Source organism: uncultured Mobiluncus sp. (assembly GCF_902488535.1).
Taxonomy (GTDB): domain Bacteria; phylum Actinomycetota; class Actinomycetes; order Actinomycetales; family Actinomycetaceae; genus Mobiluncus.
In genome coordinates, this window is sequence record NZ_CABTWO010000005.1 from 1 (window position 1) to 14,864 (window position 14,864).

General features: G+C 53.1%; 12 protein-coding genes and 2 tRNA genes. 6 read left to right on the top strand and 8 right to left on the bottom strand.

Annotation, left to right across the window (positions count from 1 at the left end; all coding sequences use genetic code 11):
- Window positions 1–713, bottom strand: a 713-nt coding sequence (locus RDL66_RS02705; protein ID WP_308535017.1) for an MFS transporter, incomplete at its 3' end; no start/stop codon positions are given.
- A gap of 110 nt (window positions 714–823) precedes the next feature.
- On the opposite strand from RDL66_RS02705, the gene RDL66_RS02710 reads away from it, so the two are divergent.
- Window positions 824–1,537 carry a TetR family transcriptional regulator gene (locus RDL66_RS02710; RefSeq protein WP_308535019.1) on the top strand — a complete coding sequence of 238 codons (714 nt, stop codon included), beginning with the start codon at window positions 824–826 and terminating at the stop codon, window positions 1,535–1,537.
- 774 nt (window positions 1,538–2,311) lie between these two features.
- On the opposite strand, the gene RDL66_RS02715 is transcribed toward RDL66_RS02710, so the two are convergent.
- Complete coding sequence (locus tag RDL66_RS02715) at window positions 2,312–3,040, bottom strand: hypothetical protein (protein ID WP_308535020.1); 729 nt, start codon at window positions 3,038–3,040, stop codon at window positions 2,312–2,314.
- Between the two features lie 743 nt (window positions 3,041–3,783).
- On the opposite strand from RDL66_RS02715, the gene RDL66_RS02720 reads away from it, so the two are divergent.
- The gene (locus RDL66_RS02720; RefSeq protein WP_308535021.1) at window positions 3,784–6,042 is read left to right on the top strand and encodes an AAA family ATPase; all 2,259 of its coding nucleotides are present in this window, start codon (window positions 3,784–3,786) and stop codon (window positions 6,040–6,042) included.
- 162 nt (window positions 6,043–6,204) lie between these two features.
- Here the strand turns inward: RDL66_RS02720 and RDL66_RS02725 are convergent.
- Window positions 6,205–6,278: transfer RNA gene (locus RDL66_RS02725), tRNA-Gly, on the bottom strand.
- A gap of 74 nt (window positions 6,279–6,352) precedes the next feature.
- On the opposite strand from RDL66_RS02725, the gene RDL66_RS02730 reads away from it, so the two are divergent.
- Window positions 6,353–6,426, top strand: a tRNA-Pro gene (locus RDL66_RS02730).
- Window positions 6,427–6,863: 437 nt separating this feature from the next.
- Here the strand turns inward: RDL66_RS02730 and RDL66_RS02735 are convergent.
- On the bottom strand, window positions 6,864–7,946 hold the full coding sequence (locus tag RDL66_RS02735) for a diacylglycerol kinase family protein (RefSeq protein ID WP_308535022.1): 1,083 nt from the start codon (window positions 7,944–7,946) through the stop codon (window positions 6,864–6,866).
- A gap of 23 nt (window positions 7,947–7,969) precedes the next feature.
- A complete protein-coding gene (gene purU, locus RDL66_RS02740; protein WP_308535024.1) occupies window positions 7,970–8,833 on the bottom strand; it encodes a formyltetrahydrofolate deformylase in 864 nt (287 codons plus the stop codon).
- Between the two features lie 126 nt (window positions 8,834–8,959).
- On the opposite strand from purU, the gene RDL66_RS02745 reads away from it, so the two are divergent.
- Window positions 8,960–10,360, top strand: a complete 1,401-nt coding sequence (locus RDL66_RS02745) for a hypothetical protein (protein ID WP_308535026.1) — start codon at window positions 8,960–8,962, stop codon at window positions 10,358–10,360.
- Window positions 10,361–10,414: 54 nt separating this feature from the next.
- On the opposite strand, the gene tsaD is transcribed toward RDL66_RS02745, so the two are convergent.
- Together tsaD and RDL66_RS02755 are read right to left on the bottom strand one after the other, a co-directional pair.
- Entirely contained in the window at window positions 10,415–11,527 is a 1,113-nt protein-coding gene (tsaD, locus tag RDL66_RS02750; RefSeq protein WP_308535028.1) for a tRNA (adenosine(37)-N6)-threonylcarbamoyltransferase complex transferase subunit TsaD, read from the bottom strand.
- 30 nt (window positions 11,528–11,557) lie between these two features.
- Window positions 11,558–12,823 (bottom strand): class I SAM-dependent methyltransferase, encoded by a 1,266-nt coding sequence (locus RDL66_RS02755; RefSeq protein ID WP_308535030.1) that lies wholly within the window; start codon window positions 12,821–12,823, stop codon window positions 11,558–11,560.
- 201 nt (window positions 12,824–13,024) lie between these two features.
- Here RDL66_RS02755 and groES point away from each other — a divergent pair, with 201 nt between their 5' ends.
- Entirely contained in the window at window positions 13,025–13,318 is a 294-nt protein-coding gene (gene groES / locus RDL66_RS02760) for a co-chaperone GroES (RefSeq protein ID WP_036324231.1), read from the top strand.
- Between the two features lie 200 nt (window positions 13,319–13,518).
- On the top strand, window positions 13,519–14,301 hold the full coding sequence (gene ddaH / locus RDL66_RS02765; protein WP_308535032.1) for a dimethylargininase: 783 nt from the start codon (window positions 13,519–13,521) through the stop codon (window positions 14,299–14,301).
- Between the two features lie 177 nt (window positions 14,302–14,478).
- Here the strand turns inward: ddaH and RDL66_RS02770 are convergent, their stop codons facing one another.
- Entirely contained in the window at window positions 14,479–14,769 is a 291-nt protein-coding gene (locus RDL66_RS02770; RefSeq protein WP_279107354.1) for a WhiB family transcriptional regulator, read from the bottom strand.
- Between the last annotated feature and the right edge of the window lie 95 nt (window positions 14,770–14,864).

Below are 14,864 nucleotides of genomic sequence, written 5' to 3' on the forward strand. Positions count from 1 at the left end.
AACATGAGGAAACCGCAAGCCAGGAACACGAATACTCTTGAATCAAAATAGGAAACTTTTGCCGGTTGAGCGACTTTTTCTTCGCCACCTGTGGGTTTGAATGTTAGCAGCAAAACGACAACACCTAAAAGCATGACCAGGGGCATCACCAGCAAGGGAGTCATGAAACCTCCTATAGCTGCAAGGCTGCCGCCCAATAAGGCTCCAAGAATAGACGAGAATCCTTGTGCAGCGCCCAAGACTCCCACACCTTTTACCCTTTGCGTCTCGCTGTAGGTATGAGTCACAACGTAGGTTTGCGCTGCTGGGGATACTGATGCGATGGCACCGCCGTACAGCACGCCCCTAGTTATGACTACTCCTAGAATCAACGCTATGCCGGTGAGCAGACCCTTAAATCCTAGCCACACCACCATAGCGAATCCGCTTAGAGCCAGGATTCCAGCAAGCATGCCAATAAGCAAGATGCGCCGAGATCCCCATCGCAACGAGATCCGTCCCCACCTGGTGGAGGTAAGAGAGAACATGATGGCTGCTAACGAAATGGTGGCGCCAATGTGCCATTCCTTCAACCCGATTTCGCGCGATAGCGGAGCCAGAATTGGATTAAGGATCATCTGCCCCATATATGCCAGTAACACCGTCAAAAACAGGGGAAACAGTCCCGTTATTTTTGATTCGACTTTCTCGTTTCGTTCATTAGTGGCGCACATGAAAACATCCTTTCCAAAGTGAGCTGCCAATCAAGCTGAAACAATACTAGAACAATGTTCTAGTATTGTCAATTTTCTAGTATTGTCGAGGTCGAGGGTATGCTGTTTTCGTGGGAAATAAAGACAAGCGGGTAAACACGGGTAGACGCGCCTGGCTGACACAGGAAAAGATCATGTACGCCGCAATGGAACTGACCCGAGAGTGCGGTCTAGAAAAATGGTCGATTCGCGACCTTGCGCAGCGTCTGGGAGTAGTTCCCTCTGTCATCTACCACCATTACCAGAACCGTGACGCCATTACCGCTTCTGTAATCGGCGAAATCACTAGCAGCATCGAGCTACCGGACGAGCAGCTGGAATGGAAAGATTGGTTCATCTCCCTAGCAGGCAATGTCAGGCCCGTCTTTCTTGAATTCCCCGGAGTCACCGACAAACTGATGTATGGACATATTGACGCCGCGTTGGTACCAATCTTGGAGGTGGCTTACGAAAAACTACAGGACGCTGGTTTTAGCCAGTACATTCACATCGCATACACAATTATCATCAACACGATGCTGTGGAGCATTACTGCTCGCAACTTGCGCAGCCCAACCAAGCAGGAACAGCGCCACGACCTAGGTCAAATGATTACCCGGCTTCAGCCCCTAGCTGCCAGTTCCACAACGCTGGCCGACATGATCCAGGGCTACTTAATTCCGCTAGCCAACCCGAAAAACGAAGACCGCATGAGCCAGGAATACTTTGAAATCATCATAGAAGTCGTACTAGCCGGTTTAGAGATAGAGATCTTGCCTCGCGAAAAACGCGTAACGAATCTGTGAGCAAGAGATCTCACCAATACGCATAAGAAATTGCCCAAAATCGCAAGGCATACAGCTAAGAGCAGAGCCTTTTCAGTCTCTCCCAATATTTCCCGCGATTTTCCAATGAATACAAGAAAATCCACCACGTCCAGAGCTTTCCTAACAACTGGTACGGCTATGTCGAGTACGGCAGCGCCAACGAACAAGCAATCGCCCTGCAACGTTCCGGATTCTGCCGAGAATCAGCAACTTACATCCCGAAAAATAACGCAAACTATCTGCGAATCGATGAACGAGGAAGCCTCCATATCGACTTCTGGCTTACCTCTTCGACGAACGTCAACGTGATGAAAGAGGCCGACGAAAACTTCCACTATTGGCTTCCTCGCGCTTATGAAGCTGGGCAAGCTGATCTCGACGCGCAGAAATGAGAATACCCGTCCAATCCGCTATCCCCGCAGTAGCCATACCACCCGGGGTTCCATCGACAAGAAAAAGCTCTACCGCTTTACCACACGCCATCACAACCACGCCCTTCGTTCACACGCACCTAACCATAAGAATAACCGAGAAAAAACAGGTCACCTCTCAATATGGGGATCCAACAGAAAGAAAACACCGTGGGTGAGCCAATGGATCTGGTTGATTGTTAATGTAATACTGCAGGAGATTTTGGGATCTCAAATCTTCTACGAGTGCTGTGGTAAAGTAGAAGGTGCAGAAGGTGGGAACAAGGTCTCCCATCATGTCTTTAGAGGGTCTAGCGGACGAAAGCGCTGCTAGGCTCTCTTCTCAATTCGTTGCCGGTCTACGGGTCATTACAGCGCTTACTTGGGAGATACCTGTTAGCCAATCTGCCACCACGGGGTTGATAGAAGCGACAAGATCGAAAGCTTCTTGAATCTGGGCTTTCACGTCCACGTTTAGCAATGGTTCAACATGGGATACACGATTGCGAAGTCGGTGTAGATGAGCTACCCGCCAAAATGTTACTTCTCCGTTTGCGTCGTCTAGGCGCGGAAACGCGTAACGTAATGCCTCATTCCATAATCGTGCCCGATTGATATTAGCGCGAAGCCTGGGATTAGCTGCTGGTAAGTGGTTCGGAAGCAGGTCTCGCCACATACCAAACATGATCTGGGCTAGTACATCATCGTGGGTAACATCTTGACCATAACGGTGATGCTCTATGGGCCTACTCGCGGCTTGGGCTTTAGCTCTTCGTAGCGCATCTTTACGCTTAGCAGCGCTCAAGGACCGCAACGGCGCGGCAGGTTCTTGTAGCAGCCAACTGTCTGTTCCTGGGATTTGCGCTTTGTTCCAGGCTTGCAGCTGATGGTCAATAGCGTTACGCAAAATAACTTCAGTGTTTCCGAGCACGGTTTGCACGGCTGCAGTTAATCCACCATGCCATCGGTACAGGTTCAGCGCCGCCTTGCGATTACCGTTACATTGTTCCAGGTAAGGATACATGCGGGCAGCAGAAAGCCTCTCGATGACTACTTGGCGCCAATCATTCACACCTCCGATTATCCCATGAGCCAACACGAGTTTGAAAAGAGGTAAACACACTATGGCTGGCTCGTCTTTTGGTTTGAAGATTGGCCCAGAGGGTGAGTGGAAGTTTAAGTGAATCGCCCAAGTGGAGCCAAAGACCTCGCATTTAATAGGGGGTAAGATTGCCGCGAATTGGCTGTTGGGCAGGGGTTTTGCTGGTTTTCAGGACGCTTGCGCCTCTCCTATGGTGTAGCTCGACAGTCTGGCCAGAGCGGTTCCACTTTCCCCTGGTGCGTGGGAGCTGGCGGCAGGAATCTGGTTCGGCGTTTGTGTTGATGAGTTCAAGGCGAGGGACGCATGAGTGTCTGAGATTATCCAGTTAGAGTTAGCATCTTCTCTCCCCGCGCTCTTATAAACGGTCATGAACACGCTTGTTCGATTCTGGCTAGAGTGACCGAGAGCACTTCGAAGACGCCAGCGGAAAACATGCACAGACCGACCTGCCAATAAACCGACGACCCCCCAGGATTTTAGTTCTCCACAATACGTGGCAAGCGTGGTTCGGTGACCCCTTCTATACGCTACTTTATGAAATCGGGGCTTACTGACTTATGGTTTCCAGTAGACTTCTGGTAGACGCATCTGCTTGCCACTACTCACCGCCCCAAGGATAGAGTGAAGACATTTGTGATAGCGGTCGCTCGAATTCTTCAAGCCCAAGAATTGAGCCACTCTAAGTTTGGTCAAACAGTTTACGGAGATTTGACATGATCCAGGTTGAAGCTAATGAATCTTTGCGGAATGTTGCAAAGGACTCGCTGAAGGGAATAAAGCTACTGAACGATTCAGTATTCTTCGGAATTAACGGCAGCGGGAAGACGACTGTATGTGAAGCGCTGAGTCGAGCCACTCTCAGTGCTCAGAAAGTAGGCTTGAGTGAGCCGATTCGTGTCTACGCTTTTAACGATCAATGGCGAAAAGATAGAGTTGGAGACTTTGTTGAAGGCGGCTCCGCTCCAGGCGTGACCACCGTCGCCTTGGGCGATGGGGCGAGCGACCGAGAAAAAGAGATTAAATCAGCCGAAGCAGCGTGGGAATCAGCTAAAAACAATGTTAAGGCAAAACAACAGCAAGAAGATGATACCAAAAAGAACCTAGAGAAAATCGTTGACAGAGTTGCGAACGGTGTTCGAAAAAACCTCGAAAAAGATTGTCCAAGCCTAGATGGGCGGCATTTTCAGAGACCGCAGATACGCGCCTTGCTCGATACAGAAGAGAACGAGGTTTTATCCCCAAATGAGGTTCAAGATAACATCGACATAGCAAACTCGGATGATCCTGGTTACCTTATTCCTTTGCCAACTCTCCCGAACGGCTGGGTCTTTTCCGATGAGCTCTGGCAGCAGACCACCGAAAAAATATCAACTACTCAGACGTTCACCATGGTTATAAACGATTGGGTTCGTGAAGGCTTGAATAAGCATAAGGCCGGGGACTCATGCCAGTTTTGCGGTGGGGTTGTGTCAGAACAGCGACTAAGAAGCCTTGAAGATGCCATTCGCTTTACTGAAGAGGAAGCGCCCGTTCTGGTAAAAAACCAACTAGTCGAATGCCAGGATGCCATTTCTGCGCTGGAGAACTTTCAGAGAAACTTAGAAGCAATTCGCCTCGATACCTCAATTTACTGCGCTGCTTTACCCATGATGCAGAGCGATGTCGTCCTTGAAACGCGGCGGGTGTTGGATGAATTAAACCGTTCAAAGAATTTGCTTGATGAACGTGTGAAAAACCCACATGACTCGATTGAAGGAGAGAAGCCGGAAATCGATTTTTCTGAGCTTAAAGATAAGTACACGCACCTTCAGGCTACCTATGCTGAGGCAATGGACAAGATAACCAAGCACGCCACCAACAGAGATTCTGCGATTTCACGTCTGAAGAAGCACTGCTGCGCCGCAGACGGGGCAAGTTGGAGCGTAGCCAAGAAGGAGTATAAAGATGCCACTGATGCGAAACAAGCGGCAGATAGAGTAGAAAAAGATACCAAGAAACACCTCGACGACCTAAAGAGACAAGTTTCGACTACTTCTGCTACTGCTAAATTTCTTGATGAAAACTTGTGCATGATCATGGGTAACCGAGATTTGCGAGTCACCGAAGGAAACACTGGGGAGGGGTATCGAAATACCCGCAGGGGTGAGAAAGCCCAGAGCATGTCGGAAGGCGAGAAGAAGTTGGTTTCATTGCTCTACTTCTGTGCAGAGTTTCTGGCGGAGGATCGCAAACAATCACTGAAAAATAGCGTGGTGCTCTTCGATGACTTGGGGTCAGAGCTAGACGAGGCAAGACTCATATCAGTCGACAGATTCATCTCCGGGCACTTCCAGAACCGAAAACCTGCCTCGCTGGTTTACTTCACACACAGTCACACTTATATGAAAATTTTACAATCTCGTCTTGCCGACAAGGCTGTTCCCAAGAAAGATGACAAGAAGCCCACGGCTATATTTTACGAGGTTTACAAGGATACCTTCAATTGCGTGGAGCAATCCACCCGTTGCCGACAGTGGGATAACGAGGCTGTGGGCCTGACTAACGACTACTGGCTTTCATTCTATATGGTGCTGCAAGCTTTTAAGAAAATACAAGAAGACGCGCCACCAGAGTTAGGAACCGGGAATTTGTGCCGAAAGGTGCTAGAGGGGTTCACTGAGTTCCGGGCACCTAACAGCGATAACTTTGGCTCCCGAATCGATACTATCGCCGCCCAGACCAATATTCCGATTTCGCCTGCCTTGTCAAAAATCGTTAACAATTTGTCTCATACCGACTTGAATAGACAGGGCGGTGCTCTGTCGAGGAATGAAGTTGAGTTTGCCGTGATTCAAACACTTAACTTTCTTAAAACCGTTGACCCCAACCATTTTGACGCGCTACTGATCAAATTCATAGGCAAAGAGAGAGCGAAAAAGCTTAAATCGGATATATCGAAGCGCATCGGATACACAGTCAGAGGCGACCTGTAGGCCTGTTCCACGTCACCTAGCCCACCTCATTCGAGGGGATCTTTTGCCTTAGAATCGGCGTCTAACTAGGGCAACCGCGAACTCGCCAAACGCAGCCGAGATTTAGACCCTAGGCGCGTACTCGCTAAACGCAACCCAGCCTTATCAAATCCGACGTCTAAGTGGAGCGGGCGACGGGAATCGAACCCGCGTAATCAGCTTGGAAGGCTGGAGCTCTACCATTGAGCTACGCCCGCGTGCGTTAAGAGCATAGCGGGTTTGGCCGTTTTCCTCCAAGTCGGAACTTCGGTTAAGATGGTATGTACCTTTCCGGGGTGTAGCGCAGCTTGGTAGCGCGCCTGCTTTGGGAGCAGGATGTCGCAGGTTCAAATCCTGTCACCCCGACGAGCGAGCCCGAGACGAAAACTTGTTTTCAGTCTCGAGGCGAGCGAGGAGGGGTATGCAAGGCGAGCGGAGCGAGGCCTTGCAAATCCCCCGACGAAATGGTGTTGAGTGGTGGGGGCAAGGCGAGCTCAGCGAGTCCTTGCAAATCCCCCGACAAATGCTCTGGTAAAACCCTGTTTCGGACAACAGGGTTTTACCAGCAAAATAGTAAATCTACTCTCAAAACTACTCTCATTACCTGAAAAATTAACAGCAATTTTCCTACATGGAGTGAGTGCATGGGTGGCGTTTTTTGGAGGGTAGTCACAGCTCCATTTCGCGCACTTTCTGCTCGTGACCGGCGACGTGTGCACGTGACGGCATCGTGCATTTCCTGCTGCTCTGGTCCGAGCGAGGAGGGGTATGCAAGGCTAGATCAGCAAATCCGTAGCTTTGCCCTAAATCCCCTCGGGCCGCGGCAAAATAAACCATCCGGCTCTAGGCACACATTCCAAGTTGACCGTCCCGTATCCCAAGTGTTCCCCATCGGCAATGGGAGCCAGCCCCTCCATCTCTAAGCTGACTTGGCGAGCCTCGTGAAAAGTCACCCCGGGAGCGCCGGCGAACTTTCCCCTCTTGGCAGCCAATAGAGGGCGCAGTACCTTTCGCCGGGGCATCGAGCTCAACGTCGCAATGGAGAAAACCCCGTCGTAGCTGGAGGCTTGCGGAGCCACCACCACGCCTCCGCCGTAGCACTTTCCGTTAGCCACGGCGCACAAAGTCAAGTGGTCTTCGCCCCAAACCACCCCGTCGAGACTGAGACGAACCGGGCGGGGATGGAACTTCGCCAGAATAATGAACAGGGACAAAATATAGCGCAGTGACCCGTGTGGCCAGCGCATTTCCTGGGTTTTATCCGCCACCATTTGGTCAAACCCCACGCAGGTTATGGTAGACCACCAACGCTGGCGCTCTTTGCCGCGCAAATCGGTAAAAGTCGCCAGTCCCAAATCGGTTTGGCTAACGAAACCATCCGCGATGATGCCCGCAGATTTACGCGGATTCAGCGGAATCCCATAGTGGCGGGCGTGATCGTTGCCAGAACCTGCCGGAATAATCCCCAAAGGCTTGTCAGAACCAACCTGCTCCTGCAAGACCAGCGAAAGAATCCCGTCTCCACCGGAAACAACAATGGCGTCCACCGTGGAATCTGCCGCGGCCCGGCGAGCCGATTCCCGGGCTTGTGCCGCAGTATCACTTGGAAAATCGACAATCTCCAGACCGCGTTGCTCCAGTACTTTCCGGGCTATCCGAGCAGTTTTGCGGGCGTGGCCTTTGGCGGAGGCCGGGTTCAAAATGAATGCAATACGGCGGATGTCACGAGTTTCTTGGCGATAGTGACCCTTTGAGGGTGCGGTTTTGGGGTCGTCCAGTTGCGCGCTGTCCGAAGGCCGGTAGGTCGGTTGCGCGCTGTCAGTGGTCAGGTCGCCAGGAAGTTGGTTGACCGTGTTCTCGCTGTGCGGAGGCTGGTTTTCTGACATGGCTTACTTCTAATCCGGCGTCATTAGTGGAAAATCACGGTACGGTTGCCGTTCATCAACACGCGGTGCTCGGCGTGCCACTTCACAGCTTGAGCCAAGACTCGACGTTCCACGTCCTGCCCCTGTTTTCGCATATCGATGGCGGTAAACGTGTGATCCACTCGGGAAACGTCCTGCTCAATGATAGGACCTTCATCCAAATCCGCCGTGACATAGTGCGCGGTAGCCCCAATGAGTTTCACGCCCCGATCGTGGGCTTGGTCATACGGTTTTGCGCCCTTGAACGATGGCAGGAAAGAGTGGTGAATGTTGATGATGCGCCCGCTCATCTGCCGGCACAGTTTGTCGGAAAGAATCTGCATATAGCGCGCCAGCACCACCAGTTCGACCTTTTCCGCGGCGACCAGGTCCAGCAGTTGCCGTTCCGCTTCGGGTTTATTGTCTTTCGTCACTGGCACCAAAATAAACGGCACCTGATAGAACGTCGCGATGGGAGCCAAATCTGGGTGGTTTCCCACGACCGCTTTCACATCAATCGGAATCGAGTGATCGCGTACGCGATAGAGCAGGTCAGACAGGCAATGTCCCTCTTTGGAAACCATAATGACGGTGCGCAGCGCCCGCCCAATCTGGTCCAAATCCCAAGCCATCTTAAAATCGGCAGCTAAAGCCTCCACCCGGGCGTTAATATCGTGAACGCTGGGAACATCCATCTCAACTCGCATAAAGAACAGTCCGGTATCGCTGTCTGCGAACTGGGCTGACTGGATGATATTGCCCCCCGCGCCGGCTACCATGCCAGATACAGCGTGGACGATTCCGGGTCGGTCGGGGCAGGAGAGCGTGAGCACCAGTTTTATGGTTTCGTTCGACTTCGTTTCAGTCATGGTTCTTAGCATACCCGGTTCATCTCTCACCAGGAACCAGGGCTCTTTGGCGGCTACAAATAGTTTTTTCGTACGTAAGAAACCGATTTCTCAATGCGTAAAGTGTGTCGATAGTAGCATGAGTTTGTGAGTTCTTTTGGTGATCTTCCTCAGGGTTCGGTTTCTGCTGGTTATCAGCCTGGTTCGATGCCTAGTCCGGGTTCGGATGGTGTGGCGCAGCCTCGTAGGAGTCGGTTGTTGGTGGCCGCGATTCTGGCTTTGTCTTTGCTGGTGGTTGCGGGTGTGGTGGTTTTGTTGTTTGTTTTGGGTGCCTCGCGGTCTCATTCCGAGCCGAGTTTGGCTAATGGTTTGAAGGTGAGTTTGAACAAGTTGGTGGTGATTCAGGTCGAGGGTGACGATGAGGGTGTGGCTGTGTCGCGTCCTTATTCGGTGTTTTTGCCGGAGGACAGGCTCGCGGTTTTTGCTCCGGTGGGGGAAAAGGTTTATTTCAATGTGGTTCGGAAGGCGACTGGTGGTGAGGTTTCGCCTGGTGAGTCGAAGGTGTCGTGGCCTGTGGGTTCTGATGGTAAGGGTGGTTCTTTGCCGGCTTGTGGGGCGGGTCAGCGTTATGCGTTAGAGAATGATGTGATGGCGTGTGCTGATGTGGCTGTTCCTCAGGCGGCTGGTAAGGATGAGGGTTTTGGGCAGGTGCTTTATAGTGGTAAGGATTTGAAAATAATCGCCGCTCCCAGCATAGATAACGCGAAGGCGCTTTCTGGTTTTTCTCCGGAGGGGAAGTTGTTGTGGTCTAAAGAGCTTGCTACTCCCGGGCAGGTGAGTCTTGATGGCTCGAACATTATTGTCACCAGTTTTGAGGGTTCGAAGGTTTCTATTGAGGGTTACGGTGGCGTGGAGGAAAGCCAGAAACCCACTGAGCCGCCGAACCTGGTCGAAGCCGCGAAAGGGCCGGACAAAGACGCCATCAAAGCCTTCGACTACAGGAATAACTTTGCGCTAGGTTGGGTCAATCCGGGTAATGACGATTGCGCTGGATACAATGACGACGGCAGCCCTGTGTTTAAGAAGATTCCAGATGAGAATGATGGCTGCTGGCTCACCATGGTTGAAGGAGAATCCCAAGAAGTAGTAGACGCTCGTTATGGGGAGACACCCTGGCTCTTATTTGACGTTTCCCATTCTTCACTCCAGCCGAATTATGAGGATGTCAATTCAGACGGGTTCTTGGATTTATTAGTGAAGGGTTTTACCCCCGATTGGGTCGAGGGTTTCGTCTACATTTTCGATCCCGCCGACCCGGAACACCCATATGTTGCACCCGTAGGATTTAATTGGAGTGCGGTTTCTCATCCTGAATATAGGGGTGAAGGTTTGTTCGAAGTCGAGGAAAGTATCGAATCCGGAGATGGTGAGTTCGAGCCGTGTGTTATGTTGCGCTTCCGGGTTGAAAATAATACGAATGGCGTGCCTCACGTGGTCGACTATGAAGAAGTCGATGACGATGCAACAGACGAAGAGGGATGCCTGTAGCTCGGCGTGAATCCGGTAAAAACGCTCAGCGCGGAAAATGACGATTCAGCTGTCCTAGACAGTAACGCGCGTCAGTTCCAGGGCGGAGACTGGCGAAAAATCTGCCCGGCTGGGGGCGTTCGTATCCGCAATCGCCGCCGTGATGGCCGCAATCTGCGCGCCGTTGTCGGTGCAGAACTTCAGCGGGGGAATCCGCAGGGTAACGCCAGCATGCGCGCATTCCTCCGTCAGCCATTCACGCAGCCGAGAATTAGCGGAATATCCGCCGCCCACCACCAGGGTTTTTGCCTCGAAATCGGCGAGCGCCCGCATAGTCTTGCTCACCAGAGAGTCGTTTACGGATTCCGAGAACCCCCGGCAAATGTCCGCTACCGGCAACCATGGTTTGCCCTCGCGCGCGGGGGCAAAATCCGCGGTAAAGTTCGGGCGTCCGCTGACTTCCGGGGCGGCTTCGAGCTGGCTGACGTAGCGCGCTACCGCGGTTTTCAGCCCGGAGAATGAAAAATCATAGGGGTGGGTTTTAGCGTATTTTGCCCCGGCCAGCCCGCGCGGAAAGTCAATCGCACCCAGCCTGCCTTCGCGGGCCAGGCGGTCCACGTGTGGCCCTCCCGGATAGGGCAGTCCCAGCACCCGTCCGACCTTGTCAAAAGCTTCCCCAGAAGCGTCGTCCAGGGTGCCGCCCAGTTCCCTGATTCCACCCTCAGCCGCAAAATCGGTGATGAGCAGCAGGTTCGTGTGTCCGCCGCTGACAACCAGACCCACCGCCGGCAGTTCCAGCTCGCCGTTGACCAGCTGGTCCACCGCCAGGTGTCCGATGACGTGATTCACCCCGTAAAGCGGCTTACCAGTAGCGACGGCTAGTGCCTTTGCTCCGGCGATTCCTACCGCCAGCGAACCAATCAATCCCGGACCAGCGGATACGCCAATCTGGTCAATGTCTGCGAGCTTCACGCCCGCCTCATCCAAAGCCTTGGTCACCACGGGCAAAAACGACTCCAAATGCGCACGCGAAGCAATCTCTGGAATAATCCCGCCATAGCGGGCATATTCATCCATCGAGGTAGCGACCACATTAGCCAACAGCTGGGTTTTCCCCGCTACAATGGCCGCTCCCGTTTCGTCGCAGGTAGATTCGATTCCTAAAGTCAGTCTTGCACCGTTTAACACGCGTATATTTTAGTTGGTTTTTCCCGGGGTCTAAATTTCCGCATAGCGTCGGCATAAGATAGCCCGGTGTCGGCTGCCCAAACGCGTGGCAATCAAAGTCAAATCCTCGCCATCTTTGGTGGGTTTTCCCAGCAGTTTTCGGCGCAGCTGGGCGGGGGAGACATCGGCTCCGCGTTTCTTAATTTCCAAAGACCTGATTGGTCGCGCCTTTAGCCCAGCGCGAATCTTTTTTTCGTCCAAAGGCAGGACTTCCAGAACCTTGAACCAGCCACCTAATTTCGTGTCAGCTAACTCTGGGGCAGAATCCCTGGTCAGATAGGCGATTTTATTTGATACCGTTTTTGTGTATGTTTGTTTTGCAACCTGAGCCAGTAGTCCCGCCCGGATAATCGCATCGTCGGGTTCAAAAATCCATTCCCCCAGTTCGTCTTCGGTCGCAATAGTCTCGCTTAACTGGGCAGGTGCGTTGCACGGGGCAGCAGTGTCATCGTGCAGCGCAGTCACAATTTTGCCGTGTTTATCCATCAACAGAGCGGAACGCCCCTTTTGACGAATCAAGTCACCCAACCAGATTCCCGCCTCCACAAGCTCGCCTCCCACAGAAATCCACTGGGTTTCGCACTGGGCCGGCAGGGCTTGATAGTTGATTCCAGGGGCAACCTTTACGCCGAGATTCCCATGTGGGATCTCGTCTCGCCAAGCGAGAATACGGGAGAGCGGGGGGTTCCACGACTCCGGCTGGAGTCGCCTGCCGGAGGAGTCACGCCGGGCTGGGTCCGTGAAAGCGCCATCAACCCCCTCAGCACGCAACTGCTCCCAATCCAGCTCCAAAATATCTGCCTGCGTAACCCGGGCTTCGGGATAGGCACGCAGGTTCATCAGCGCTACCGCCGCGGTGGCTTCATCGAGTTCAAATGCCGTGACCAGCATCCCCAAGCCGGCCAACGCCAGGGACTCTGTCCCTAACCCGCAACCCAAATCAGCGACCTTGTGACAACCGGCGTCACGAAAACGTCCGGCGTGCACGGCAGCCACCGGCAAACGCGTGGCTTGCTCCAAACCGTCTCGGGTGAACAGCATGCCTTGCGCGAAATCCCCGAATTTGACCTGCGCCGCCTCGCGCAGCTCCAGCTGGGTCAAAATGGCTGCCACCAGCTCCGGCGCGACACCGCGTTTTCGTAAGCCGGCGCTCAATTTGTCCGCGAGTGCCGGCGTGTAGGGTCCTAGGGTTCCCAAGGATTCCAGCAACTGGAACCCTTCTTTACTCAATACTGGCACCAGAGATTTTTCAGCCATAGTTCAATCTTAAGGGCGAGCATAGCCAAAGAGGGAACCTCTCGGGACGGCGGCAAAAAAGGGCGATACGAAAGTGACTTAGCACTCGGGTTGCGAGAGTGCTAAATGCGACATAAAATACAAAGCGACTGGCAGGGTGCCACCCGCGACGGCGCCCGGTTGGTGAAATATCATCAGAAACTTAGAGAAAGGGCAATCGCAGTGTCGGTTTGCATTAAACCTTTAGAAGATCGGGTTGTTATCAAACAGCTGGAAGCGGAAACGGTTACCGCTTCGGGGCTGGTCATCCCGGATATGGCAAAAGAAAAGCCGCAGGAAGGCACCGTCGTGGCGGTAGGCCCCGGTCGTGTTGACGACAAGGGTGTGCGTGTGCCGATGGACGTCAAGGAAGGCGACAAGGTCATTTACGCCAAGTACGGCGGCACCGAAGTCAAGTACCAGGGTGAGGAATACGTTATTCTCTCTGCCCGCGACTTGCTCGCTGTGGTCGAGTAATCGAGACACGCTTTGAAAAGGCCGGACATATGTCCGGTCTTTTCTGTTAAGTTATAACGTCTCTCCTCCCGGCACATTCCAGCGCCGCAACGCCGAAACCACAGGAATATGAAGGGCTACACCGATATCCCCAGCGAGCCCGGTTGTCACAGTACGCCGATCTCTTGACGGGTTTCCGGACCACCACTACGCTGGAAGCTATGACTAGGAAATTAGCATTAGTTCGTCGCCCCAGCCCCAAAATGGCTGATGGGATTGTGACACACATTGAAAAATCTGCCGTCTCTTATGATCTGGGTTTGCGCCAGTGGGAAGGCTACGTCAAGGCACTCAATGATAATGGGTGGGAAACCGTCGAGGTTGAGCCCGCTCCTGATTGCCCCGATTCGGTATTCATTGAGGATCCTGTATTTGTTTATGGGGATCTCGCCATCATCACTCGCTCCGGAGCTCCGGAGCGCCGTGCTGAAGTTGCGGGAGTCGAGAAGGCGGTTCGGGATGCCGGATACCGCGTGGTTTACATCAAGGAACCCGGCACCGTGGACGGGGGAGATATCCTGAAGTTTGACGGTAAAGTCTGGGTCGGGCAAACTCCCGGTGGCCGCACCAACGAAGAAGGGGTGCGCCAGCTTGCCGAGTACTTGAAGGAATTCGACGCGGAAGTCATCCCTGTGGAAATGACTAAGGTGCTCCACCTCAAGAGCGGTGTCACCGCCTTGTACGACGGCACTGTAGTCGGCTACAAACCGCTGGTGGACGACCCGACCGTGTGGGACAAGTTCATGGAAGTTCCTGAAGAGCCCGGTTCGCACGTCGTTTTGCTTGAGGATAACAAGATTCTGATGTCCGCCGCCGCTCCCAAGTCCAAGGAACTCTTTGAGAGCATGGGTTACGAAGTGGTCGCGGTAGACATCGGCGAGTATGAGAAGCTCGAAGGTTGCGTGACCTGCCTCTCCGTGCGTCTGCGCGGTCATGTGGGCTAGCGGGCAAACTGGATTTTCGCCACAATCCGGCGCGTCTGAAAGATAGTGTTTTGGCGCGTCGGGCAGGCGATTCGGTTTAAGTTTATATAGACATTTTGGGGGCTGAGCCACTGGCTCAGCCCCCAAAATATATGCAATTTCTAGCGGCGGATTTGCCCCCGCCCGGGTTCTACAGGTCTATGCGGATTTAGCCTCCCGTTCCTTCCAGTAAGCGGCGCGTTCCTCCTCAGTCATGCCGCCCCAGATGCCATAAGGTTCATGGGCATTCAGGGCGTAACTGCGGCACTGTTCCAATACCGGGCAAGTCGCGCAAATCGCTTTGGCCTGCGCGGCACGCCGCCGCCGGGTTCCCCCGCGTTCACCGTCTGGATGGAAGAAAGCCGCCGTCCCTAAATCCTTGCAGGCAGCTTCATCCTGCCATTCCCAAGATTCAATAGTCGGAGCGGGGAGATACGTTACATTACTCATTTTCTTCCTTTCCCTCGCGGTGTTTTCTTACCCTTCAAGACTAGGGGGTGGACCGGCAATCCAGCGTCCTACCACAGGACGATTTGGGCTCGCCG